Source organism: Pseudomonas multiresinivorans (genome assembly GCF_012971725.1).
Lineage (GTDB): Bacteria > Pseudomonadota > Gammaproteobacteria > Pseudomonadales > Pseudomonadaceae > Pseudomonas > Pseudomonas multiresinivorans.
This window is the reverse complement of record NZ_CP048833.1, coordinates 172,590-193,865: the sequence shown is the minus strand read 5'-3', so window position 1 is coordinate 193,865 and position 21,276 is coordinate 172,590. Positions and strand designations below refer to the sequence as shown.

Annotated in this window: 22 protein-coding genes; 9 read left to right on the top strand and 13 right to left on the bottom strand. The window is 65.8% G+C overall.

Features of this window, described 5'->3' with window-relative positions:
* Positions 1–73 precede the first annotated feature (73 nt).
* The gene (locus G4G71_RS00895) at positions 74–613 is read left to right on the top strand and encodes a DUF2087 domain-containing protein (RefSeq protein ID WP_240964859.1); all 540 of its coding nucleotides are present in this window, start codon (positions 74–76) and stop codon (positions 611–613) included.
* A gap of 59 nt (positions 614–672) precedes the next feature.
* Here G4G71_RS00895 and G4G71_RS00890 read toward each other — a convergent pair whose 3' ends face one another.
* From G4G71_RS00890 to G4G71_RS00870, 5 genes are all read right to left on the bottom strand, one after another.
* The gene (locus G4G71_RS00890) at positions 673–1,110 is read right to left on the bottom strand and encodes a glycine zipper domain-containing protein (RefSeq protein ID WP_169935034.1); all 438 of its coding nucleotides are present in this window, start codon (positions 1,108–1,110) and stop codon (positions 673–675) included.
* A 122-nt stretch (positions 1,111–1,232) separates the two neighbouring features.
* Positions 1,233–1,739, bottom strand: coding sequence for a hypothetical protein (locus G4G71_RS00885; RefSeq protein ID WP_038803491.1), 507 nt, complete (start codon positions 1,737–1,739; stop codon positions 1,233–1,235).
* Positions 1,740–2,179: 440 nt separating this feature from the next.
* A complete protein-coding gene (locus G4G71_RS00880; RefSeq protein WP_169935033.1) occupies positions 2,180–4,501 on the bottom strand; it encodes an FdhF/YdeP family oxidoreductase in 2,322 nt (773 codons plus the stop codon).
* Positions 4,502–4,530: 29 nt separating this feature from the next.
* The gene (gene fdhD, locus G4G71_RS00875; RefSeq protein ID WP_169935032.1) at positions 4,531–5,367 is read right to left on the bottom strand and encodes a formate dehydrogenase accessory sulfurtransferase FdhD; all 837 of its coding nucleotides are present in this window, start codon (positions 5,365–5,367) and stop codon (positions 4,531–4,533) included.
* Between the two features lie 93 nt (positions 5,368–5,460).
* The gene (locus G4G71_RS00870) at positions 5,461–6,360 is read right to left on the bottom strand and encodes a LysR family transcriptional regulator (RefSeq protein ID WP_169935031.1); all 900 of its coding nucleotides are present in this window, start codon (positions 6,358–6,360) and stop codon (positions 5,461–5,463) included.
* Positions 6,361–6,509: 149 nt separating this feature from the next.
* Here G4G71_RS00870 and lysM point away from each other — a divergent pair, with 149 nt between their 5' ends.
* Entirely contained in the window at positions 6,510–6,947 is a 438-nt protein-coding gene (lysM, locus tag G4G71_RS00865; RefSeq protein WP_037018714.1) for a peptidoglycan-binding protein LysM, read from the top strand.
* Positions 6,948–6,993: 46 nt separating this feature from the next.
* On the opposite strand, the gene yrfG is transcribed toward lysM, so the two are convergent.
* Positions 6,994–7,656, bottom strand: a complete 663-nt coding sequence (gene yrfG, locus G4G71_RS00860) for a GMP/IMP nucleotidase (protein WP_169935030.1) — start codon at positions 7,654–7,656, stop codon at positions 6,994–6,996.
* 126 nt (positions 7,657–7,782) lie between these two features.
* Here yrfG and nudE point away from each other — a divergent pair, with 126 nt between their 5' ends.
* The 6 genes from nudE (at position 7,783) to G4G71_RS00830 (ending at position 13,111) form a co-directional block, all read left to right on the top strand.
* Positions 7,783–8,349: an ADP compounds hydrolase NudE gene (nudE, locus tag G4G71_RS00855; RefSeq protein WP_169935029.1), complete on the top strand. Its 567-nt coding sequence runs from the start codon at positions 7,783–7,785 to the stop codon at positions 8,347–8,349.
* Entirely contained in the window at positions 8,349–9,167 is an 819-nt protein-coding gene (gene cysQ, locus G4G71_RS00850) for a 3'(2'),5'-bisphosphate nucleotidase CysQ (RefSeq protein ID WP_169935028.1), read from the top strand. The genes nudE and cysQ overlap by 1 nt, the downstream gene beginning before the upstream one ends.
* A gap of 117 nt (positions 9,168–9,284) precedes the next feature.
* Positions 9,285–10,097 carry a bifunctional DNA-formamidopyrimidine glycosylase/DNA-(apurinic or apyrimidinic site) lyase gene (gene mutM, locus G4G71_RS00845; protein WP_169935027.1) on the top strand — a complete coding sequence of 271 codons (813 nt, stop codon included), beginning with the start codon at positions 9,285–9,287 and terminating at the stop codon, positions 10,095–10,097.
* A 95-nt stretch (positions 10,098–10,192) separates the two neighbouring features.
* Complete coding sequence (locus tag G4G71_RS00840) at positions 10,193–10,771, top strand: lysophospholipid acyltransferase family protein (protein WP_169935026.1); 579 nt, start codon at positions 10,193–10,195, stop codon at positions 10,769–10,771.
* Between the two features lie 83 nt (positions 10,772–10,854).
* Entirely contained in the window at positions 10,855–11,193 is a 339-nt protein-coding gene (locus G4G71_RS00835) for a multidrug transporter (protein ID WP_169935025.1), read from the top strand.
* 70 nt (positions 11,194–11,263) lie between these two features.
* Positions 11,264–13,111, top strand: a complete 1,848-nt coding sequence (locus G4G71_RS00830; RefSeq protein WP_169935024.1) for a Na/Pi cotransporter family protein — start codon at positions 11,264–11,266, stop codon at positions 13,109–13,111.
* A gap of 11 nt (positions 13,112–13,122) precedes the next feature.
* Here G4G71_RS00830 and ggt read toward each other — a convergent pair whose 3' ends face one another.
* The 6 genes from ggt to G4G71_RS00800 form a co-directional block, all read right to left on the bottom strand.
* Positions 13,123–14,826 (bottom strand): gamma-glutamyltransferase, encoded by a 1,704-nt coding sequence (ggt, locus tag G4G71_RS00825; RefSeq protein ID WP_169935023.1) that lies wholly within the window; start codon positions 14,824–14,826, stop codon positions 13,123–13,125.
* Between the two features lie 123 nt (positions 14,827–14,949).
* Positions 14,950–15,201: a YfhL family 4Fe-4S dicluster ferredoxin gene (locus G4G71_RS00820; RefSeq protein WP_017521427.1), complete on the bottom strand. Its 252-nt coding sequence runs from the start codon at positions 15,199–15,201 to the stop codon at positions 14,950–14,952.
* Between the two features lie 147 nt (positions 15,202–15,348).
* Positions 15,349–15,828 (bottom strand): pantetheine-phosphate adenylyltransferase, encoded by a 480-nt coding sequence (coaD, locus tag G4G71_RS00815; protein WP_024767001.1) that lies wholly within the window; start codon positions 15,826–15,828, stop codon positions 15,349–15,351.
* A gap of 350 nt (positions 15,829–16,178) precedes the next feature.
* Positions 16,179–17,774 (bottom strand): GMC family oxidoreductase, encoded by a 1,596-nt coding sequence (locus tag G4G71_RS00810; RefSeq protein ID WP_169935022.1) that lies wholly within the window; start codon positions 17,772–17,774, stop codon positions 16,179–16,181.
* Between the two features lie 39 nt (positions 17,775–17,813).
* Positions 17,814–18,359 carry a twin-arginine translocation pathway signal protein gene (locus G4G71_RS00805; RefSeq protein WP_169935021.1) on the bottom strand — a complete coding sequence of 182 codons (546 nt, stop codon included), beginning with the start codon at positions 18,357–18,359 and terminating at the stop codon, positions 17,814–17,816.
* A 35-nt stretch (positions 18,360–18,394) separates the two neighbouring features.
* Entirely contained in the window at positions 18,395–19,825 is a 1,431-nt protein-coding gene (locus G4G71_RS00800) for a coniferyl aldehyde dehydrogenase (protein WP_169935020.1), read from the bottom strand.
* 245 nt (positions 19,826–20,070) lie between these two features.
* Between G4G71_RS00800 and G4G71_RS00795 the strand changes: the two genes are divergently transcribed.
* On the top strand, positions 20,071–20,724 hold the full coding sequence (locus G4G71_RS00795; protein WP_169935019.1) for a TetR/AcrR family transcriptional regulator: 654 nt from the start codon (positions 20,071–20,073) through the stop codon (positions 20,722–20,724).
* A 105-nt stretch (positions 20,725–20,829) separates the two neighbouring features.
* Here the strand turns inward: G4G71_RS00795 and G4G71_RS00790 are convergent, their stop codons facing one another.
* Positions 20,830–21,246 (bottom strand): GNAT family N-acetyltransferase, encoded by a 417-nt coding sequence (locus G4G71_RS00790; protein ID WP_169935018.1) that lies wholly within the window; start codon positions 21,244–21,246, stop codon positions 20,830–20,832.
* Positions 21,247–21,276: the final 30 nt, after the last annotated feature.

The following is a 21,276-nucleotide window of genomic DNA, read 5'->3' as shown; positions in this document are numbered from 1 at the left end:
AGTGCCGCATCGGAATACGGCGACCCCCGATTACCTCCTCTGCGAGGTCTTGGCACGCAACGAGGATTGCACTGTGTCCAGGCAACGCTTGCCCTATCACGCACCCGACATCTCCGCCCTGGCGAAATCGCTGGCCCGCCAGCTGGACGAAACGTCCGAACGGCCCGGCCACGTCGAGATGCTCAACCTGCTGGCCCGCGCGATTGGCTTCCGTAACTACCAGGCCTTGCGCGCGAGCCAGCAGGCCGAAGCGCGCCTGTCGCGCGTAGCCGAGCCCGAGGCGGTGGTGGATTTCCGCCGCGTCGAACATTGGCGGCGCTATTTCGACGACTCCGGCTGCCTGCAGCGCTGGCCGAAGAAACACAGCCACCGCGAGGCCTGCCTCTGGGTGCTGTGGTCAAGGCTGCCGGCACGCCAGCGCTGGAGCGAGAAGGAAATCAACGAACGACTGCGTGCCCAGGAGAGCCTCGGCGACCACCTGTTGCTGCGGCGGTCGCTGGTGGATGGCGGTTGGCTCGCACGTACCGATGACGGTGGCGAGTACCGGCGCATCGAGCGACGCCCACCGGCGGAGCTGGGTGCCTTGTTGTCCTGCCTTCCGGCCTGCGCTTGATCTGTAGGCCTTGAATGAAAAAGCCCGCCGATTGGCGGGCTTTTTCATACAGGCATCTGTCAGTCGTCGTGATGCTTGTGTTTGTGCTTGTAGTGGCCTTTGCCCTTGTGGTGGCTCTTGTTGCTGCTGTGGTGATCATCGTCGTTGTCATCGGCCAGGTGGTTGCCCAGCGCACCGCCGGCCGCGCCGCCCAGGCCGGCGCCAATGGCGCCACCGGTGGAGCCGCCGACCTTGTTGCCGATGACCGAGCCGCCGGCTGCACCCAGGCCACCACCAATGGCAGCTTCGGTCTTGTTGCCATTCTTCGCGCCCATCGCGCCGCCAGCCGCACCGCCTACGCCGGCACCGATGGCCGCGCCGGTGGAGCCGCCCAGGGCGCCGCCCACCACGTTGCCGAGTGCGCCACCGACACCGCCGCCAATGGCGGATTTGGTGTCGTCGGCCACGGCATGGCTGGCCAGAAGGGCCAGTGCCAGAACAGAGAGAGTCTTACGCATGTTGCGAAACCTGAAGGTAGGAATTATCGGGAGAATTGTCCCGCACACAAAACAGCCGGGCAATCAGGCCCGGCTGTCAGTCGTCGTTTCCGTGGACTGATCGCGGTAAGTACTGCCGCGGATCAATCCCAGTCGCGATGGTGTTTGTGCTTGTGCTTGTACCAGCCGCGGTGGCGACCATTGTCATGCCAATGGCGATCGTAGCGGCGATCATCGTAGCGGGCGTGACGGTACCCGCGGCGACCATCGTAGTCATCATCGTCGTCGCGGTTGCTGTCGGCGTAGTGGTTACCCAGTGCGCCACCGGCGCCGCCACCCAGGGCCGCACCGATCAGGCCGCCGGTGGTGCCACCCATCTTGTTGCCCAGCACCTGGCCGCCGGCTGCGCCCAGGCCGCCGCCGATGGCGGCTTCGGTCTTGTTACCGTGGCGCGCGCCCATGGCGCCGCCTGCTGCACCGCCAAGGCCACCACCAATGGCGGCGCCGGTGCTGCCGCCGACCGCCTGGCCGACCGCAGTGCCCAATACCCCGCCCAGGGCGCCACCGACGCCGGCACGGGTGTCGCCGTCCGCGAAGGCGGTGCCACCAACCAGCGCAAGAGACAACAGGAGCATCGAGGAGTACTTCATAGAGAGGATCTCTCTGTGGGGATGTTGGAAGCGATCCTCGGTTCGTGCGAAGGCTCTGACAAGGGGGTTCCGACGAGTAACACGACTTTCATCAAATAATGCAAGTATTTGATTTATGGTCAGAACTTTTTCGATTTCGGGCGGTCTGAGTGTTATTCCAGGGTTCCGCTTTTGATGTGCTTTTCTCACAAAATGCCATTGAAATGATGGCTTTTCACGAAATAGCTCCTGGCCCTTCCGAGTTTACCTTTCATCCCTTTCTGACGTTATTCGAGTCGTGCGGATTTTTCGTAGGTCGTTACGTTCGCGCGTGTCTGAAAAGCTTCGCGAGCAAGCTCGCTCCTACAAAGAGCGGACCCGATTGGCCGACTGGCTGTAGGAGCGAGCTTGCTCGCGAGCGGGGGTTGGACGGCGCTCCGGTAGGAGCGCCGTGAAGGGCATCACGCGATGCGCTGGCTCGGCCGTGCCTTCTCGAAGCGGATGGCGACGAACTTCGACGTCGGCGTGTGGCTGCCCACGCCGTGGCTGTCCAGCGGCACCAGCGGGTTGGTCTCGGGGTAGTAGGCCGCGGCCTGGCCGGCGGGGATGTCGTAGGCCAGCAGAATGAAGTCGCTGACGCGGCGATCCACGCCGTCGGACCAGAGCGAAACCATGTCCACCTTCTCCCCGGGCTCGAAGCCCAGGCGGCGGATGTCGGCCTCGTTGGCGAACACCACCTCGCGATGGCCGCGCACGCCGCGGTAGCGGTCGTCCAGGCCATAGATGGTGGTGTTGTACTGGTCGTGGGAGCGCAGCGTCTGCAGGATCAGATGCGGCTCCTGACCGGTCTCGCGGATCTTCGCGTGGACTAGGTCCGCCGGCAGCGGGTGGCGATGGAAGTTGGCCTTGCCGCTGGCGGTGTTCCAGCGCCGCGAACCCGCCGAGTTGCCCAGGTGGAAGCCGCCGGGGTTGGCCACGCGGCGATTGAAATCGCTAAAGCCGGGGATGGTGTCGGCGATCAGGTCGCGGATGCGGTCGTAGTTGGCGATCATCGCGTCCCAGTCCACCGGGTGGTTGCCCAGGGTGGCCTTGGCAATGCCGGCAATGATCGCGGGCTCGGAGCGCATCTGCTTCGACGACGGTTCCAGCTGTCCGAAGGACGCGTGGATCATGCTGAAGGAATCTTCCACAGTCACTGCCTGCGGGCCGTCAGCCTGCCGGTCGATGTCGGTGCGTCCCAGGCACGGCAGGATCAGCGCGTCGCCGCCCACGGTGAGGTGGCTGCGGTTGAGCTTGGTGCTGATCTGCACGGTCAGCGCGCAATTGCGCAGGGATTGATGAGTGCGCGGGCTGTCCGGGGTCGCCTGGGCGAAGTTGCCGCCCAGGCCGATGAAGACCCTGGCCTGGCCGTCGAGCATGGCGTTGATCGCCTCGACGGTGTTGTGTCCGTTCTCGCGCGGCACCTTGAACTGGAAGCGCCGTTCGATGGCATCGAGCAGCGCGGCCGGCGGTCGGTCGTTGATGCCCATGGTGCGGTCGCCCTGCACATTACTGTGGCCGCGCACCGGGCACAGGCCGGCGCCGGGCCGGCCGACGTTGCCGCGCAGCAGTTGCAGGCTGACCAGTTCCTGAATGGTCGGCACCGAGTGATGGTGCTGGGTGATGCCCATGGCCCAGCAGACGATCACGCGCTCGGCGCGGCGGTACATGATCGCCGCCTGCTCGATTTCCGCGAGGCTCAGGCCCGACTGCTGCACGATGTGGTCCCAGCTGGTGTCATCCAGCACCGCCAGGTAGGCGTCGACGCCCTGAGTGTGTTCGGCGATGAAGGCGTGGTCGAACACGGCCGGCTCGCCCTGGGCCTGGGCTTCGCGCTCCCACTGCAGGAGGAATTTGGCCATGCCGCGCACGGCGGCCATGTCGCCACCCAGTGCCGGGCGGAAGAAGGCGGTGTTCAGCGGCTCGGAGCCATTGGTGAGCATCTCCAGCGCATGCTGCGGGTGTTGGAAGCGCTCCAGGCCGCGCTCCTTGAGCGGGTTGAAGGCGACCACCTGGGCGCCACGCTTCACCGCTTCGCGCAGCGGTTCGAGCATGCGCGGATGGTTGGTGCCGGGGTTCTGGCCGAAGACGAAGATCGCATCGGCGTGCTCGAAGTCATCGAAGGTCACGGTGCCCTTGCCGATGCCAACGCTCTGGCCCAGGGCTACGCCGCTGGCCTCGTGGCACATGTTCGAGCAGTCGGGGAAGTTGTTGGTGCCGAAGGCGCGGACGAACAGCTGGTAGAGGAAGGCCGCCTCGTTGCTGGCCCGGCCGGAGGTGTAGAACTCGGCCTGGTTGGGGTTTTCCAGCGCGTTCAGATGCTGGGCAATCAACGCGAAGGCGTCGTCCCAGGCGATCGGCTGGTAGCGGTCGGTGGCCGGGTCGTAGCGCATCGGGTCGGTCAGGCGGCCCTGGTATTCGAGCCAGTAATCGCTCTGCTCGCGCAGCGAAGTGACGCTGTGACGGGCGAAGAAGGCCGGGTCTACGCGGCGCTTGGTGGCCTCCCAGTTCACTGCCTTGGCGCCGTTCTCGCAGAACTTCACCCGCCCGTCTTCGGGGGAGTCGCCCCAGGCGCAGCCAGGGCAGTCGAAGCCACCGTTCTGGTTGGTCTTGAGCAGGGCGCGCAGGTTCTTGAACGGCTGTTTGCTGTCCAGCCAGAAGCGCGTGACGCTGATCAGCGCGCCCCAGCCGGCGGCGGCGCCCTTGTAGGGTTGGTAGCGGGGATTTTCTTGCTGCAGGCTCATGGAGTCTCTTTCTTTGAAAAAGGGGGCGTTCAGGCGGCTGGTGGCGCCGGGCTGTAGATCCGGGGCGCGCTGCGATGGGGCAGGTGGATCAGGTTCAGGTTGTGCTCGCGGGCCCACTGCACGGTGAGCGCGGTGGGAGCGGACAGGCTGACCAGGGTGGGGAGCCCGGCGCGCACGGCCTTGTGGATCAGTTCCAGGCTGCAGCGGCTGGTCACCACGGCGAAGCCGCCGGCCAGCTCCAGGCGCTGGCGCTTGAGTGCGCCGACCAGTTTGTCGAGGGCGTTGTGGCGGCCGATGTCCTCGCGGCACAGGCGGATCTCGCCGGCGGCATCGACGAACAGCGCGGCATGCAGCGCGCCGCTGCGGCGGCCGATCTCCTGCACGGCGTTGACCCGCTCGCGCAGGTGGTCGAAATGGGCGGCGGATGGCAGGGGAGCGCGCGGCAATACCGGCAGGCCGGGCAGCGCCTGGTCCAGGGCCTCGACGCCGCACAGGCCGCAGCCGGTGTTGCCGGCCAGTTGCCGGCGCTGGTCCTTGAGGGCCCAGAAGGCGCGATTGCTGACCTGCACCTCGGCGGTAATGGCCTCGCCATGTGCCGTCAGCCTCACGTCATAGATGTCGTCGATGGACTCGATGAGGCCGGCGCCGAGGCTGAAACCGTGGACGAAGTCTTCCAGGTCGTTCGGCGAGACCATCATCACGGCCTGGCTGAGGCCGTTGTAGGCGATGGCCAGGGCGCTTTCCCCGGCCAATGCGGCGCGGCCGCCGGCACCTTGCGGAGTGAGTTCGACGTAGCTGTAGCCGTCGGCAGGCACGACGGCATCCCGGACCGCGGCGCTGGCCGGGCGGGTGATCAGGCAAGGCATGGGCTGAGCCCTGTGGTTCTAGTAATGCAACCAGCCTATGCCGATGCCGGGGCAGCGTCTAATGGCTGCTGTCGATGTTGTGATAGATGTGGTTTATCGGTCGGGGGAGTCGCTGCCCAGCAAGGCCCCTGCTTCGCGGAAGCAGGCTTCGGCCAGAGCCGAGCGCGGTTCGCTGCGGCGCAGGATCAGCCCGAGTGGCGAAAGGGTGCGCGCGTCGTCGATCGGGGTCAGCACGAAGTGTTCACCCTGGGCGTCCAGCCCGCTGCCCAGCGGCATGATCGCGCAGCACAGCCCGCGCTCGACGGCTTGCACCAACTGGTGCACGGCGTCGGTTTCCAGGCGTGCCCGGGGCGTCAGGCCACGGCTGCGGAAGCCGTGGTCGATGGACTGGCGGAAGTGCATGCCGGCCGAGAGCAGGCCCAGCGGCAGCTCCGCCAGTGCGTCCCAGCTTAGGCTCGGGCTGTCGATCTGGAAGTGCCGGCGGTCGTGCAGCAGGCCCATGCGGGTAGCGGCCAGTTCGAGGCTTTCGAAATGTTCGCGGTCGAGGCGGTCGAGGTACGACAGGCCTAGGTCCAGCTGGTTGCGGCCGAGGCCTTCGAGGATGTTCTCCGAACTCAGGGCGAACAACTGGAAGCGCAGTTCCGGGTGGCGCTGGGCGAACAGCTCGATCAGTTGCATGGGGTCAAAGCCTGCCAGTGGCACCACGCCCAGGCGCAGGGTACCGACCAGTTGGCCGCGACACGCCGCCGCTTCTGCGTAGAGCCCGTCATGCGCTGCCAGCAGGCTGCGGGCCCAGGCGAGCACGCGCTCGCCGGCCTCGGTGAAACCCTCGAAGCGCTGCCCACGGCGCACCAGTTCAAGGCCCAGTTCTTCCTCCAGGCCGCGAACCCGCATCGACAGCGTTGGCTGGGTGACATGGCAGCGCGCCGCCGCCTGGCCGAAGTGCCGTGTCTCGTCCAGCGCGCAGAGGAATTTCAGCTGCTTGATGTCCATCGGCGGGGAGGCTCCGGGGGCGTTCTGTCGGGTTAAGGCGGGATTAGGAGTATTCCGTCAGGCGCCGCGGAAGTCGGCGACTAGACTCCAGGGGCGCGCGGTCTGCCCAATGCCGGCCGCCTGTCACTGTAACCGTAGGGAGGTTGGAAATGGGCATTTTTGCGTTCGTGAAGGAAGCCGGCGAAAAGCTGTGGGAAAGCATCGTGGGCCAGGAGGCGCAGGCCGCCGAATCGCTCAAGGACCACATCGCCAAGGTGGGCCTGGGCAACCCGAACATCCAGGTCAGCGTCGAGGGCGACAAGGTGATCGCCACCGGTGAGGTGGCCAGCCAGGAAGAGAAGGAGAAGATTCTGCTGGCGCTGGGCAACGTCGCTGGGGTGTCGGGTGTGGAAGACCACATCACCGTCGCCACGCCGGCTGCCGAGGCGCGTTTCGTCACCGTGAAGAAGGGCGATACGCTTAGCGCCATCGCCAAGGCGGAGTACGGCAACGCCAATCTCTACAACAAGATCTTCGAGGCGAACAAGCCGATGCTCAGCCATCCGGACAAGATCTATCCCGGCCAGGTGCTGCGGATTCCGGAGTGATGTCCCCGAGCCCGGCCCAGTGCCGGGCTCGTTGTTTCTGCGCCCCTCACAAGCCTTCGAGCAGCGCCCGGTAGTCTTCCTGGGCAGCGAATTCCTCGGTGTCCTTCGGTCCCTGGCGGCTGTCGGGCTGGCGTACCGCAAGCAGATGGCCGATGCCGAAGGTCCGCGCCGCGCGCAGGATCGGCAGGCTGTCGTCGATGAACAGGCTGCGCGCCGGGTCGAAGTCGACGTCCGCACGCAGCGCCTGCCAGAACTGCTGGTCTTCCTTGGGGAAACCGTAGTCGTGGGAGCTGATCAACCGATCGAACCAGGGCGACAGCTCCACCCGTTGCATCTTCAGCGACAGTGAATCGCGGTGCGCATTGGTGATCAGCACTGCGCGCCTGCCGTGCTCGCGCAGTTGCGCAAGGAAGAAATCGGCGTCCGGACGCAGGGCGATCAGGTCGGCGACCTCGCGCTTGAGGTCCATGATCGACAGCTTGAGTTCGCGGCTCCAGAAATCCAGGCAATACCAGTTGAGCAGCCCGGCGTTGTCGCGGAACAGCGGCAGCAGTTCGGCATCGGCCTGGGCACGGCTGATGCCGTGGTGCTCGGCGTACCGTTGCGGCAGGTGTTCGAGCCAGAAGTGGTTGTCGAAATGCAGATCGAGCAGGGTGCCGTCCATGTCGAGCAGGACGGTGTCGATCTGGTTCCAGGGCAGGCGTGGCATGCTGGGCTTTCGCAAAAGGGTGTCGCAATTGCGCCGCCGATGGACGGAATCGGCGCGATATCTGACACGGAGAATCGGAAAAGGCGGGTTATCATAGCCGACCCGGCCACCCCCAGGAGTCGCCCCATGCGTCAGAAACCCACGGTCCTCGCCCGAGAGATCGTTGCCAGAAGCCGGCTTTTCGCCGTCGAGGAGCTGCAGTTGCGCTTCTCCAATGGCGTCGAACGGACCTACGAGCGCCTGGTGGGCAAGGGGCAGGGCTACGGTGCGGTGATGGTGATCGCCATGCTCGACGCCGAGCACGCCGTGCTGGTGGAGGAGTACTGCGCCGGGGTCGACGAATACCAGTTGTCGTTGCCCAAGGGCCTGGTGGAGCCGGGTGAGGACATCCTCGATGCCGCCAACCGCGAGCTGAAGGAAGAAGCCGGTTATGGCGCCCGTCAGCTCGAACACATTACCGAGCTGTCGCTGTCGCCCGGTTACATGAGCCAGCGCATCCAGGTGGTGCTCGCCCGTGACCTCTACGAGGAATCGCTGCCCGGCGACGAGCCCGAGCCCATGGGCGTGGACAGGATCAGTCTGCGCGAGCTTTCCAGCCTCGCGCAGAATGCCCAGTTCAGTGAAGGGCGGGCCCTGGCCGCGCTCTACCTGGTACGTGACCTGCTGACCCAACGAGGGGAATTCCAGCCGTGATGAATGCTTTTCTGCCTGCCGTGATCGATCTGGTGCACAAGGCGGGCGATGTGATCCTGCCGTTCTGGCAAGGCGACCTGGACGTCCAGAGCAAATCCGACGAATCGCCGGTAACCGCCGCTGACCTGGCCGCCCACCGCTTGCTGGCCGACGGCCTGCGCGCGCTGGCGCCGGATGTGCCGGTGTTGTCCGAGGAGGATTGCGACATTCCCCTGGAGCAACGGGCCCAGTGGAGCCGCTGGTGGCTGGTGGACCCGCTGGACGGTACCAAGGAGTTCATTTCCGGCAGTGACGAATTCACCGTCAACGTCGCGCTCATCGAGCACGGGCGCGTGATCTTCGGCGTAGTCGGTATCCCCGCCAGCGGTCGCTGCTACTACGGCGGTACCGGCCTGGGCGCCTGGCGCGAAGAGCGTGGCGGCGAGCCCGAGGCCATCGAGGTGCGCAGCAGCCCGGAAGACGTCTTTACCGTGGTGGCCAGCAAGCGCCATTCCAGCCCGCAGCAGGAAAGCCTGCTGTCTGGCCTCGCGCAGCGCTTCGGCGACCTGAACCTGGCCAACATCGGCAGTTCGTTGAAGTTCTGCCTGCTGGCCGAAGGCTCGGCGGACTGCTACCCGCGCCTGGCGCCGACCAGCCAGTGGGACACGGCAGCCGCCCAGGGTGTGCTGGAAGGCGCCGGCGGCGAAGTCCTGGATACCAAGGGCGAGCCTTTTACCTATGAGGCGCGGGAAGGTTTCCTCAATTCGTCCTTCCTGGCGCTGCCCAAGGCTGCGTCCTGGCGCGATCAACTGATCCAGCTGGCGCGAGCGCTGGACTGACCCGATACCGTTGTAGGAGCGAGCTTGCTCGCGAACCCGCTTGACACGGGTGTTGCCGGTTAACTCGTTCGCGAGCAAGCTCGCTCCTACAGAAAAGCTCCTACGTAGTAGTGATCCATGCCTGAATTACCTGAAGTCGAAACCACCCGCCGGGGCATCGCGCCCCATCTCGAAGGCCAGCGCGTCAGCCGCGTGGTCGTCCGTGAGCGCCGCTTGCGCTGGCCGATCCCCGAGGACCTGGACGTTCGCCTGTCCGGGCAGCGCATCGTGCAGGTGGAGCGGCGCGCCAAGTACCTGTTGCTCAATGCCGAAGTGGGGACGCTGATCAGCCACCTGGGCATGTCGGGCAGCCTGCGCCTGGTGGAGTGCGGCACGCCGGCAGCGCGCCACGAGCATGTGGATATCGAGCTGGAATCAGGCATGGCGCTGCGCTATACCGACCCGCGCCGCTTCGGCGCGCTGCTCTGGAGCCTTGCGCCGCTGGAGCATGAACTGCTGCGCCACCTGGGCCCGGAGCCGCTGACCGACGCCTTCGAAGGCGAGCGACTGTTCCAGCTGTCGCGCAACCGCAGCATGGCGGTCAAACCCTTCATCATGGATAACGCGGTGGTGGTCGGAGTGGGCAACATCTACGCCACCGAGGCGCTGTTCGCCGCCGGCATCGACCCGCGCCGCGAGGCGGGGACCATCTCGCGGGCGCGCTACGTGAAGCTTGCGCAGGAGATCAAGCGCATCCTCGCCATTGCCATCGAGCGCGGCGGTACCACGCTGCGCGATTTCGTCGGCGGCGATGGCCAACCGGGCTACTTCCAGCAGGAGCTCTTCGCCTATGGGCGCGGAGGTGAACCCTGCAAGGTCTGCGGCTCGACCCTGCGCGAAGTGCGCCTCGGCCAGCGTGCCAGCGTCTACTGCCCGCGCTGCCAACGCTGAGGCTGCGGGGCCGCCGTTAAGCTGCCGCCCCGATCTGCCACTCCACCTTCTGCCATAACAACAATGGCCCCCGACGAGGGGCCTACAGGTGATTCATGTCCGGCAACTATCTGCCCCGCAACCCGTTCGCCGAGGCGCTCGGCCACAGCATGCTGCGCGTGGCCGGCTGGCGTATCGAAGGCGCGCTGCCGCCACTGGACAAGTTCGTGGTGATCGGCGCGCACCACACCTCCAACTGGGATTTCGTGTTGTTTCTCGCGGTCAAGTTCGTGCTGCGCCTGAACGCCCGCTGGTTCGGCAAGCACACCATTTTCCGCGCGCCCTTCGGCGCTTTGATGCGCCGCTGGGGCGGCATCCCGATCCAGCGCCATCTCAAGCTGAACACGGTGGACCAGGCGATCCAGGCATTCCGCGACAACCGCGAGATGATGCTGATCCTCTCTCCGGAAGGGACGCGGCGGAAGGTCGAGCGCTGGAAAATGGGCTTCTACCACATTGCTCGCGGCGCGGGCGTGCCCATCGTGCTGGCGGCGCTGGACTATCCCGGACGACGCATCGTCATCGGCGAGCCGTTCTGGCCCACGGGCGACGAGTCCGCCGACCTGCGCCGGATGCTGGCTTTCTACCGGCCGTTCGTGCCGAAAAAGCCTGAATACGCATTCTTCGGTGATTGAAGGCTGTCACGCGACAAGTCATGGAGCGCTGTTATAGTTATGGCAGTCTGCCTGCCCAACTACACAAAAAAGGACTTCCTTCCATGAACCTGTTCCGCACCACCGCCACTGCAATGGCACTGGTCTGTGCGTTCTCGGTGCTGCCAGCTGTTGCTCAGGACGCGGTGAGCAACGTCAGTGGCGACCCGACCTACACCGTCGAGGCCCCGCCGGCCTACGCGATGATGGGTGACCTGATCTTCGCCCGCCCGCTCCTGATCGCCGCCACCGTGGTGGGCACTGCCGCCTTCGTGGTGACCCTGCCGTTCAGCGCGGCAGGCGGCAACGTCAAGGAAGCAGGCCAGGCGCTGGTGGTGGATCCAGGCAAGGCCGCCTTCGTGCGCTGCCTGGGCTGCACCACCAGCGGCTACAAGAAGGACTGATCGGTCCTGATCCGGGGCGGCCGTGCCGCCTCGAAAGCCCGGTTCACCGGGCAAAGCCTGCGGGTAATCGATGAATCTGACCGGTCTGAAGAAGCACCTGCGTCCGCTGCTTCTGCTGCTGGTCGCCATCGTCCTGGGCTATACCTTCTGGTCCAGTGCCGGCCTGCTGCAGTTGGGAGCGGGCCTGGCGCTGTTCCTGTTCGGCATGCAGTGCCTGGAAGAAGGGCTGCGCGATCTTGCCGGCAGCCAGCTCGAACGCTGGCTGGAAAAAAGCACCGCGACGCGCGGCAAGAGCCTGCTGTTCGGCCTCTTCGGCACCTTCCTGCTGCAATCCTCCACGCTGGTTTCCCTGCTCACCATCGCCTTCATCAGCACCGGGCTGATCCAGCTGGCGGGTGGTATCGCCATCCTGTTCGGCGCCAACCTGGGTGCCACCAGCGGTATCTGGCTGCTGGCGCTGGCCGGGCAGAACCTCAGCCTGAGCCCGCTGGCGCTGCCATTGCTGGTGTTCGGCATCCTGCTGGGTTTCAACGGCGCCAAGAGCAAGGCTGCCGGACGCATCCTGCTGGGGATCGCCTTCATCTTCCTGGGCATCGACCAGATCAAGGAAGGCTTCCAGAGCTTCGGCGACGCCATGGACATGAGCGAGCTGCGTGCCGAAGGCATGCTCGGCGCGTTGCTGTTCGTCACCTTCGGCCTGCTCATCACCGTGGTCCTGCAATCCAGCCACGCCACGCTGATGCTGACCCTGGCGGCCCTGGCCGGCGGCCAGCTGGAGCTGGGCCAGAGCCTGGCCATCGCCATCGGCTCGAACGTCGGCAGCAGCGTCACCACGGCCTTCGTCGGCTCCCTGGGCGGCAACCGCAGTGGGCAGCGGCTGGCGATGGCCCATGTGCTGTTCAACGTCGTGACCGGGGTGCTGGCCTTCCTGCTTTTGTCACCGTTGACCTGGCTGGTGCACTGGCTGGTAACGCCGCTGGGCCTGGCGGACAACCCGATGATCCAGCTGGCGCTGTTCCATACGCTGTTCAACGGCATGGGTGTGGCGTTGTTCTGGCCGTTGCAGGGCGCGCTGGCCAATGCCCTGGTGCGCTGGCTGCCGGAAGTGGAGGAGCCAGCCGTGCTGATCACCGACATGGCGCCGGCCATGCCGAGCATCGAACGCACCCATGCGCGCTACCTCAACGAACGCGCGCTGGACTCCGCCGATGCCGCCGCCAGTGCGGTGCTTCAGGAACTGCGACATCTCGGCCGGTTGAGTATCGAGGTGATCTGCCACGCGCTCTACCTGCCGGTGGACATGCTCAGCCAGCCGCGCATCGACGAGAACGAGCTGCGCGCGGCACCCGATCGTCACGCGCTGGGCGCGGAAGTGCTCTACCAGCGCCATATCAAGGGAGTTTATGGCGATCTGCTGAGCTTCATGGGGCGCCTCGAAGTCCCTCTGGACGAGGAACACCAGCGCTTCTGGCTGTCCTGCCAGGTGGTGGCGCTGCAGCTGGTGGATGCCGTGAAGGACGCCAAGCATCTGCAGAAGAACCTCGGGCAGGCTCTGCAGGGCGAGCCTTCAGTGCTGCGCGATACCTATGTCGAACTGCGTCGCCACCTGATCGCGATGCTGCGGGAAGTGCGTGCGCTGGGGTCGCTGATTGGCGGCGATCTGCCGCAAGAGGCACTGGCGGCGCGCCTGCAACTGCTCGACGAAAGTGCCGCCGAATTCGACGGCGCCTTCCGCCAGCGGCTGTTCGCCGCGGTGCGCCGTCATGAGCTGGATGGTCTGCAGATGAGCTCGCTGATGAACGACTTGGGCTACGTCAGCCGCATCATCCAGAGCCTGCGCAATGTGCTGCAACTGGGCACCGAGCATGGCCTGTTCGAGCCGGGCGAGGACGAGACGCCCGGCCTCATCCTGCCCTGAGAAATCCCTGATCAGCGCAGCGGCGCCGCCAGTTCGGTGGCCAGGCCGATGCCCCGCGGATCGCTGGCGGACTGCACCTCGCCGGATTTCTTGTTCCACAGCAGTACCTGCTGGTTGCCGTAGGCGCGGCCTACATTCTTGAGCGTGTAGCCGCGGCGCTGCAGGTCGGCTATCTGGGGGGCGCTGAAGGCGCGCGGCTCGTGCTCGATCACGTCAGGCAGGTACTGGTGGTGGTAGCGCGGTGAAGAGACCCAGCGCTGCACCGGCTTGCCGTCCAGATAGTCCAGCATCGCCAGCAGCACCATGCTGGGAATCCGGCTGCCGCCGGGCGTGCCGAACGCGGCCAGCTCGGTGGGGCTTTCGATGAAGCTCGGGCTCATGCTCGACAGCGGGCGCTTGCCGGCGGCTACCGCGTTGGCCTGGCTGCCGGCCAGTTGGTAGGCGTTGGCACCGCTGACGTCGGTGGCGAAGTCGTCCATCTCGTCATTGAGCAGCACGCCAGTGCCGGGCACGGTGAAGGCTGCGCCGAAAGGCAGGTTGACCGACAGGGTGGCAGCTACGGCGTTGCCGTCGGCGTCCATCACCACGAAGTGGGTGGTGTGGTCGCCTTCGCGCCAGGCGGGGGCCGGCGGCAGGCTGGAACTGGGCGTGGCGCGCTGCGGGTCGATGCCGGCGGCCAGGCGCTTCAGGTAGTCCGGCGCGAGCAACTGGTTGACCGGGTTGGCGACGCGGTCCGGGTCGCCCAGCAGGCCGCGGTCGCGGTAGGCGCGGCGCAGGAGTTCCACCACGTAATGCGCCCGCTGTACCGGCTCGGCTTTCTGCCAGGGCAGTTGCTGCAGCATGCCCAGGCTCTGCGCCAGGGCGATGCCGCCGGCGGAGGGAGGCGGGGCGCTGATCAGTTCCTTACCGTCGGCCAGCGGGTAGCGCAGCGGCTGGCGCTCGACGGTGCGGTAGCTGGCGAGGTCTTCCAGGCTCCAGATGCCGCCGGCGGCGCGCACGCCTTCCACCAACTTCTGCGCGGTCTCGCCTTCGTAGAAGCCGCTGCGGCCGTAGCGCGCCATCTTCTCCAGGGTGTTGGCCAGTTGCGGCTGGCGCATCAGGCTGTATTCCTCGGGCAGGTTGCCCTGGTCGAGGAAGATGCGGGCGGTCTCGCGGTCCTGGCGCATGGCGTCCAGGCGCCAGGAGGCACGGTCGATGTAGACGCGGTCGATGGACACGCCATCGGTCGCCAGGCGGATCGCCGGCACGAGATTGTTCGCCAGGGTCTTGCGGCCGTAGCGGCTGGTGATGTCCGCCAGGGCGGCGGGCAGGCCGGGAATGCCGGCGGCCAGCGGGCCATTGAGCGACAGTTGCGGGTCGGCCTTGCCGTTGCGCTCGTACATCCGCGCGTGGGCGGCCAGGGGGGCGCGCTCGCGGGCGTCGATGAAGTGGTAGGTCGGCGGGCTGCCGGCCTTGCGCAGCAGGAAGAAGCCGCCGCCGCCCAGGCCGGAACCGTAGGGCTCGGCCACCGCCAGCGCGGCGCTGATGGCCACCGCGGCGTCGAAGGCGTTACCGCCGTCGGCGAGGGTTTCCAGGCCCGCCACAGTGGCGGCGGGGTGTGCAGTGGCGACACTGGCCTGGGCCGGATGCTCCGCGGCGTGCAGGGCAAAGCTCAGCAGCAGGAGGCTGCAGAAGCCGAGCAGGGAGGCGCGGGAGCGGGAATTCAACAGGGACATGGCATCTCACGAACCGCCGGCATGGCCGGCTGGAAAACCAAATGGGGCGAAGGTGGAGGATAGACAATCCACAACGCCCCGGGTTTGTGAGAACTCAATGAAAAAGTGTCGAAACGAGCGAAGTCAGGCTTTGCCTGTGAGCTTCTTGTACTTTTCCATCAGCTGATCCTTGCTCTCGACGTTGCTTTCGTCGAGGGGGATGCAGTCGACCGGGCAGACCTGCTGGCACTGCGGTTCGTCATAGTGACCGACGCATTCGGTGCACAGGTTCGGGTCGATGACGTAGATCTCCTCGCCCTGGGAGATCGCGGCATTGGGGCACTCGGGTTCGCAGACGTCGCAGTTGATGCAATCGTCAGTGATTTTCAGGGACATCGAACAACTCCAACCATGACGGCAGCCATGGCGATCGGTAGCAACAATGGTGAAATTGTGCCGTATCGGCGCGCGGAGTGCACGCGAAGCGGGATCGGAGGCGCTACGAAGTTTGGGAGATGCCGCCATCCATGGCGGCCAGGCGGATCAGCGCTTGAAGCGCTCGGCCAGGGCGCTGGCCACCGCGGGATGGACGAATTTGGTGATATCGCCGCCCAGGGCCGCGATCTCGCGCACCAGGGTGGAGGAGATGAAGGAGTACTTCTCCGACGGCGTGAGGAACATGCTTTCCAGGTCGGGTGCGAGCTGGCGGTTCATGTTGGCCAGCTGGAACTCGTACTCGAAGTCCGACACCGCGCGCAGGCCGCGCAGCAGGATGTTCGCATTCTGCTCCTTGGCGAAATGCGCGAGCAGCGTGGAGAAGCCGACGACTTCTACATTGGGCAGGTGCGAGGTGACCTGGCGGGCCAGCTCGACGCGCTGTTCCAGCGGGAACAGGGGATTCTTCTTGGGGCTGGCGGCGACGGCAATGATCACCTGGTCGAACAGTCGCGAGGCGCGTTCGACCAGATCGGCATGGCCTTTGGTGATGGGGTCGAAGGTACCCGGGTACAACACTCGATTCATCGCGGCGTCCTGGTCGGCTCTTGTTGGCAGGCTGGTGCAATAGCGGGCGGATGGTAACGCAGCATGTCCGTGGGGCCAAGCGACCTTGGTAGTGCTTCTGTGAACGGACTACCTGAGATAACCGGCGAGAGACCGATGAGTCACGCGCAGGCCGCGTGCCAGAGCTTGCGCACGGACTTTTGCAAGGAGAACCCCTGTAGGAGCGAGCTTGCTCGCGAATCAGCCCCGCAGCGGAGAATGTTCGCGAGGCCGAATCCATTCCCTACGGATAACGGCATTCCCCACATCCCTGTGGGTCACAAGCTCGCTCCTACGAAGAACCATCTCACGCGGATGGTCCGGGAGTCGCTTCAGGCCTTGCCCAGCCGCTTGCCCAGGGCGTCGGCCAGTTGCGCGGTGAGGCCGTAGACCGAGAGCTGCGGGTTGGCGCCGATGCTGGTGGGGAATAGCGAACCGTCGTGGATCGACAGGTTCTCCAGCTGGTGGTGGCGGCCGAGGCTGTCGCACACCGACTGCTTCGGATCCTCGCCCATGGCGCAGCCGCCCATTACGTGGGCGCTGCCCAGGCGGGTGCGGTACAGCTCCAGGCTCAGGCTGTCGATCAGCTCGTGTGCTTCCTTGGCAGTCTTCACGTAGCCGGCGTCGGCGTGCAGCGGCAGCACGGCCTTGGCGCCGGCGGCGAACTGGATGTCGGCCATGGTGTGGAAGGCGCGGCGGATGCCGTCCCAGGTGTAGTCGGTCATCTGGTAGTCGAGCACCGGGGTATCGTCGCCGCGCAGGCTGACGGAGCCCACTGCGCTGTCCGGATGGAAGCCGTCGCGCATCAGCGCGAGGATCACGTTGGTGTGCGGCAACTGCTCCATGCGCAGCGCGTTGTCTTCGCCGAAGCGGCCGAGTAGGGTGGCGCTGAGCGCCGGTTGCAGCGGCGGCACTTCGAGCTTGTAGGACATGCGCCCGGTGGCGCCGTCGTCCCATTGGAAGTGGTCGGAATAGATCGACTGCGGCGCGCCGTAGAAGGGGTTGATCACCTCGTCGAACAGAGCGGCGCTGAAGTTCACCGTGTGCAGGAAGGTGCGCTGGCCGACGCGGCCGTGCGGGTCCGGCGCCTTGGAGCGCAGGAGGATCGCCGGGGTATTGATGCCGCCGCCGGAGAGCACGTAGTGGCGCGCCTTGATGGTGATCTTGCGGCCGGTGGGGGCGACGCAGCGCTCGTCCATGGCGGAGCATTCCAGGCCGCTGACCTTGTTGCCGTCGAGCAGCAGGCGCTCGGCGCGGGCGAGGAACAGCAGTTCGCCGCCTTTCTCCAGGGTGGCCGGAATGGTGGTGACCAGCATCGATTGCTTGGCGTTGGTCGGGCAGCCCATCCCGCAGTAGCCGATGTTCCAGCAGCCGCGGACGTTGCGCGGGATGACCTTCCAGTGCAGGCCGAGCTTCTCGCAGCCGTTGCGGATCACGTCGTTGTTGGCGTTGGGCGGCATGATCCAGGGCGCGACGCCCAGGCGTTGTTCCATCTTCTCGAACCAGGGCGCCATCTCGGCGACGCTGTGGCCCTTCACGCCGTGTTCCTTGGCCCAGTGCTCCAGGGTTGGCTCCGGGGTGCGGAAGCTGGAGGTCCAGTTGACCAGGGTGGTGCCGCCCACGGCGCGGCCCTGGAGAATGGTGATGGCGCCGTCCTTGCTCATCCGGCCGATGCCTTCCTGATACAGGTTCGGGTAGGCGTCAGCCTCCTGCATCTTGAAGTCGCTGCTGGTCTTGAGCGGGCCTTCTTCCACCAGCAGCACCTTGTAGCCGGCGGCGCTGAGGGTTTCGGCTGTGGTGCCGCCGCCGGCGCCGGTGCCGACGATCACGACGTCGGCCTCCAGGGTCAGGTCCTTGTCCAGGCGCGAGCCGTTGTGGACTTTCCAGCCGCGGGCCAGGCCCTCGGCGAACAGATCGGGTACGGGCATCGGAAATCTCTCAGGCGAATTCTTGTTGTTCTGGCGAAATCAGATTTTCGGCGGGCCGGGGTAGCCGCAGTGGCCCCAGGATTCCGGGCGGCTGTACCAGGCCATCATCACCAGTTGCAGCAGCGAGCTGTGGCCCATCTTCAGCAGGGAGATGAAGCTGTTCTGCCAGCGGTTCAGGAAGTTCTGCACATCCTGCGCGCTGGCGTTGTCCCAGCTGCCCCAGATGCCGGTGAGCGGCCCGCGGGTGATCGGCAAGGCGAGCACGTCGAACAACTGCACGGTGAGCTTGAGCATTTCCGGGGAGAGGTGGTTCAGGCTGTTGTCCAGACTCTGGATGGTGCCTTTCACGGCCTCCGCCATTCTCTCGGCGGGCACGGCGGCGGCCAGCATCACCGGGATCAACGCGCGCAGGAACGGCAGGTCGGAATCGCGCAGCACGGCAAAGCCATTGGCCGGAGTGCTGGCGGAACAGCCGCTGAGGCTGGCGGTAACGCCCGCCGTGGCGAGGAAGGCCCCGCCCAGCAGGCCGATCTTGAGCACGCCGCGCCGGGAGAGTCCCGGCGCGCTCAGGGAGGTGTCTGTCATTCTTATTTTTTCACCTGTGTCTTGGAGGGTGCCGGTCAGCGAATGAACAGCTTGTAGACCAGCTTCTGCAGCGATTTACCGTAGGGCGGGTAGATCACCCGCGCAGCGTTGAAGCGCGGCTTGCTGAACACGCCCTTGGCCTTGGAGAAGGTCAGGAAGCCTTCGTGGCCGTGGTAGTGGCCCATGCCGGACGGGCCGACGCCGCCGAAGGGCATGTCGTCCTGGGCAACGTGCAGCAGGGTGTCGTTGAGGCACACCCCGCCCGAATGGGTCTGCGCCAGTACGTGATCCTGCTCGCGCTTGTCGTAGCCGAAGAAGTAGAGCGCCAGCGGGCGATCGCGCTCGTTGACGTAGCTGAGTGCCTGGTCGAGGTTCTGGTAGGGGATCACCGGCAGCAGCGGGCCGAAGATCTCTTCCTGCATGATCTTCATCTCGTCGGTCACGTTCAGCACCAGCGCCTGCGGCAGGCGGCGGCCCTGGGCCTGCGGGAACAGCGGGATGACGGTGGCGCCGCGGGCCTGGGCGTCGGCGAGGTAGCCGTTCAGGCGCGACAGCTGGCGCTCGTTGATGATCGCGGTGTAGTCCGGGTTGTTCTCCAGTTTCGGGAAGAAGCCCTGGACCACCTGGCGGTAGCTCTCGACGAACTCGTCGACGCGGTTCTGCGGCACCAGCACGTAGTCCGGTGCCACGCAGGTCTGCCCGGCGTTGAGCGATTTGCCGAAGGCGATGCGCTCGGCGGCGTCCTTCATCGGCACGCTGGCGGAAACGATCGCTGGCGACTTGCCGCCCAGCTCCAGGGTGACCGGGGTGAGGTTCTCGGCGGCGGCGCGCATCACGTGCTTGCCGACGCTGGTGGCGCCGGTGAACAGCAGATGGTCGAAGGGCAGCTTGGAGAAGGCCACGCCGACGTCCACTTCACCCTGCACCACGGCGACCAGATCCTCGGGGAAGACCTTGGCCAGCAGTTCCTTCAGCACGCGGGCGGATTCCGGGGTGGATTCGCTCATCTTGATCATCACCCGGTTACCGGCGGCCAGCGCGCCGGTCAGCGGGCCGATGGCGAGGAACAGCGGGTAGTTCCACGGCACGATCACGCCCACCACGCCCAGCGGCTGGTAGATGACCTTGGCCGACGCCGGCATGAATTGCATGCCCACGCTGCGACGCGACGGCTTCATCCACTTCTTCACACGCTTGGTGGCGTAATGCACGCCGTGCAGGCTGGGCAGCACTTCGGCGAGCAGGGTTTCGTCGGCGGAGCGGTTACTGAAGTCGGCGTTGATGGCGTCGATGATCGCCTTCTGCTCGGTCACCAGCAGGTTGGCGAGGCTCTTCAGCCACTGGATGCGCTGGCCGGCGTCCGGCATCGGGTTCGCGCGATAGGCCTGGCGCTGGCGTTCGAGAAGGGTTTCCAGCTGGCTGATCTGCTGCTGGGTCTGCTGCAGGTAGGCGATATCGGCAACCATGACGGGCTCCTGGGCGGAAGCGGGTGGGGAAGCTCTCCGGGGATTCACACAAGGATCTCGGATGCTTCGCGTTTTTATGCTGTCGCTGGTTTTTTAGAGCAATTGCTCTAGAGTGTCAATCAGCATGCCGTTTCCGTACCGCCAGGCCCAGCCAACGAAAAGTTGGGCGCATCCCGGAGTTGTGTCAGGTGGTAGCAATCGGTGTACCTTTGCGTCCGCGCAATCCGCTTCGATGAGTTTCGCGAATGGCACCACGCATCAATACCCGTGACCGCATTGCCCAGGCCAGCCTCGAGCTGTTCAACGCCCAGGGCGAGCGCAGCGTCACCACCAACCACATCGCCGCGCACCTGGGCATCTCGCCGGGCAACCTGTACTACCACTACCGCAACAAGCAGGTGATCATCGCCCAGCTGTTCGCCGAGTACGAAAGCCACGTCGACCAGTTCCTGCACCTGCCCGAGGGGCGCGCGCTGACGGTGGAAGACAAGACCTTCTACCTCGAGGCGCTGCTCGCCGCGATGTGGCACTACCGCTTCCTGCACCGCGACCTCGAGCACCTGCTGGACTCCGACCCGGAGCTGGCCGCCGCCTACCGCGCCTTCGCCCGCCGCGCAATGGACAACGCCAAGGCGATCTACCGGGGCTTCGTCGACGCCGGCATCCTGCAGATGGACGAGCCGCAGCTCGAAGCGCTGACCCTGAATGCCTGGATCATCCTCACCTCCTGGGTGCGCTACCTGTGCACTACCCGCGAGGTGGCCAGCGACCTCAGCGAAGCGCTGATGCGGCGCGGCATCTACCAGGTGCTGGCGCTGGAAAGCGGGCACATCGCCCCGGCATTCCGCGAGGCGGTAGCGGCGGTGTTCGATCGGTTGTACGTGCCGTTGGAAGGCTGATATTCCATCGGCGGATAACCGTGAACGGTTATTCGCCCTACGCCGAGCCCCCATGTAGGGCGCATAACGCGCCAGCGTTATCCGCCGAATGTTCGGGCTGTAAGGTCATGCATCCACCTGGCGCGGTCCCGGTACGCGTGGCCGGCGCAGGGCGATGCCGTGGCGCAGGAAGAACTCCTCCACACCCTCGGTGGCATCGGTATAAAGCGTGCGGTCGGGATGATCGGCGAGGAAACGCGCCATCAGAGCCAGGCCCGTTCCACGCAATTGGAGCCTCGGCAGCACGGCGATTTCCGCCAGCCAGGTGGTCTGCGCCGTCTCGCTTTCCGCGCGCAACAGGCCGACTACCTGTTCACCGTCCAGGGCCAGCAGGAAGTAGCTGGAGTATTCGTAGAGATCGCGCAGTTCCGCGGTGGTGCCGGGAGAGCCCCAGCCCACGGCGCGGTAAAGCGCGGCGATAGCCGCGCACTGAGCGTTGCTCAGTGGCGGGTTCTGCAGGATCGTCAGCGGCGTGTCGTGCATGGCGGCGCTCCTTTCTGGCGTTTCCATCCT

Excerpts from the sequence above, each read along its gene's own strand:
- mutM (WP_169935027.1), top strand. The coding sequence starts at position 9,285 with ATGCCTGAATTACCTGAAGTCGAAACCACCCGCCGGGGCATCGCGCCC.
- G4G71_RS00795 (WP_169935019.1), top strand. The coding sequence starts at position 20,071 with ATGGCACCACGCATCAATACCCGTGACCGCATTGCCCAGGCCAGCCTC.
- nudE (WP_169935029.1), top strand. The coding sequence starts at position 7,783 with ATGCGTCAGAAACCCACGGTCCTCGCCCGAGAGATCGTTGCCAGAAGC.
- yrfG (WP_169935030.1), bottom strand. The coding sequence starts at position 7,656 with ATGCCACGCCTGCCCTGGAACCAGATCGACACCGTCCTGCTCGACATG.
- G4G71_RS00870 (WP_169935031.1), bottom strand. The coding sequence starts at position 6,360 with ATGGACATCAAGCAGCTGAAATTCCTCTGCGCGCTGGACGAGACACGG.
- G4G71_RS00830 (WP_169935024.1), top strand. The coding sequence starts at position 11,264 with ATGAATCTGACCGGTCTGAAGAAGCACCTGCGTCCGCTGCTTCTGCTG.
- lysM (WP_037018714.1), top strand. The coding sequence starts at position 6,510 with ATGGGCATTTTTGCGTTCGTGAAGGAAGCCGGCGAAAAGCTGTGGGAA.
- G4G71_RS00880 (WP_169935033.1), bottom strand. The coding sequence starts at position 4,501 with ATGAGCCTGCAGCAAGAAAATCCCCGCTACCAACCCTACAAGGGCGCC.
- coaD (WP_024767001.1), bottom strand. The coding sequence starts at position 15,828 with ATGAATCGAGTGTTGTACCCGGGTACCTTCGACCCCATCACCAAAGGC.
- G4G71_RS00885 (WP_038803491.1), bottom strand. The coding sequence starts at position 1,739 with ATGAAGTACTCCTCGATGCTCCTGTTGTCTCTTGCGCTGGTTGGTGGC.
- G4G71_RS00805 (WP_169935021.1), bottom strand. The coding sequence starts at position 18,359 with ATGACAGACACCTCCCTGAGCGCGCCGGGACTCTCCCGGCGCGGCGTG.
- G4G71_RS00890 (WP_169935034.1), bottom strand. The coding sequence starts at position 1,110 with ATGCGTAAGACTCTCTCTGTTCTGGCACTGGCCCTTCTGGCCAGCCAT.
- fdhD (WP_169935032.1), bottom strand. The coding sequence starts at position 5,367 with ATGCCTTGCCTGATCACCCGCCCGGCCAGCGCCGCGGTCCGGGATGCC.
- G4G71_RS00820 (WP_017521427.1), bottom strand. The coding sequence starts at position 15,201 with ATGTCCCTGAAAATCACTGACGATTGCATCAACTGCGACGTCTGCGAA.
- G4G71_RS00810 (WP_169935022.1), bottom strand. The coding sequence starts at position 17,774 with ATGCCCGTACCCGATCTGTTCGCCGAGGGCCTGGCCCGCGGCTGGAAA.
- G4G71_RS00840 (WP_169935026.1), top strand. The coding sequence starts at position 10,193 with ATGTCCGGCAACTATCTGCCCCGCAACCCGTTCGCCGAGGCGCTCGGC.
- cysQ (WP_169935028.1), top strand. The coding sequence starts at position 8,349 with ATGAATGCTTTTCTGCCTGCCGTGATCGATCTGGTGCACAAGGCGGGC.
- G4G71_RS00790 (WP_169935018.1), bottom strand. The coding sequence starts at position 21,246 with ATGCACGACACGCCGCTGACGATCCTGCAGAACCCGCCACTGAGCAAC.
- G4G71_RS00835 (WP_169935025.1), top strand. The coding sequence starts at position 10,855 with ATGAACCTGTTCCGCACCACCGCCACTGCAATGGCACTGGTCTGTGCG.
- ggt (WP_169935023.1), bottom strand. The coding sequence starts at position 14,826 with ATGTCCCTGTTGAATTCCCGCTCCCGCGCCTCCCTGCTCGGCTTCTGC.
- G4G71_RS00800 (WP_169935020.1), bottom strand. The coding sequence starts at position 19,825 with ATGGTTGCCGATATCGCCTACCTGCAGCAGACCCAGCAGCAGATCAGC.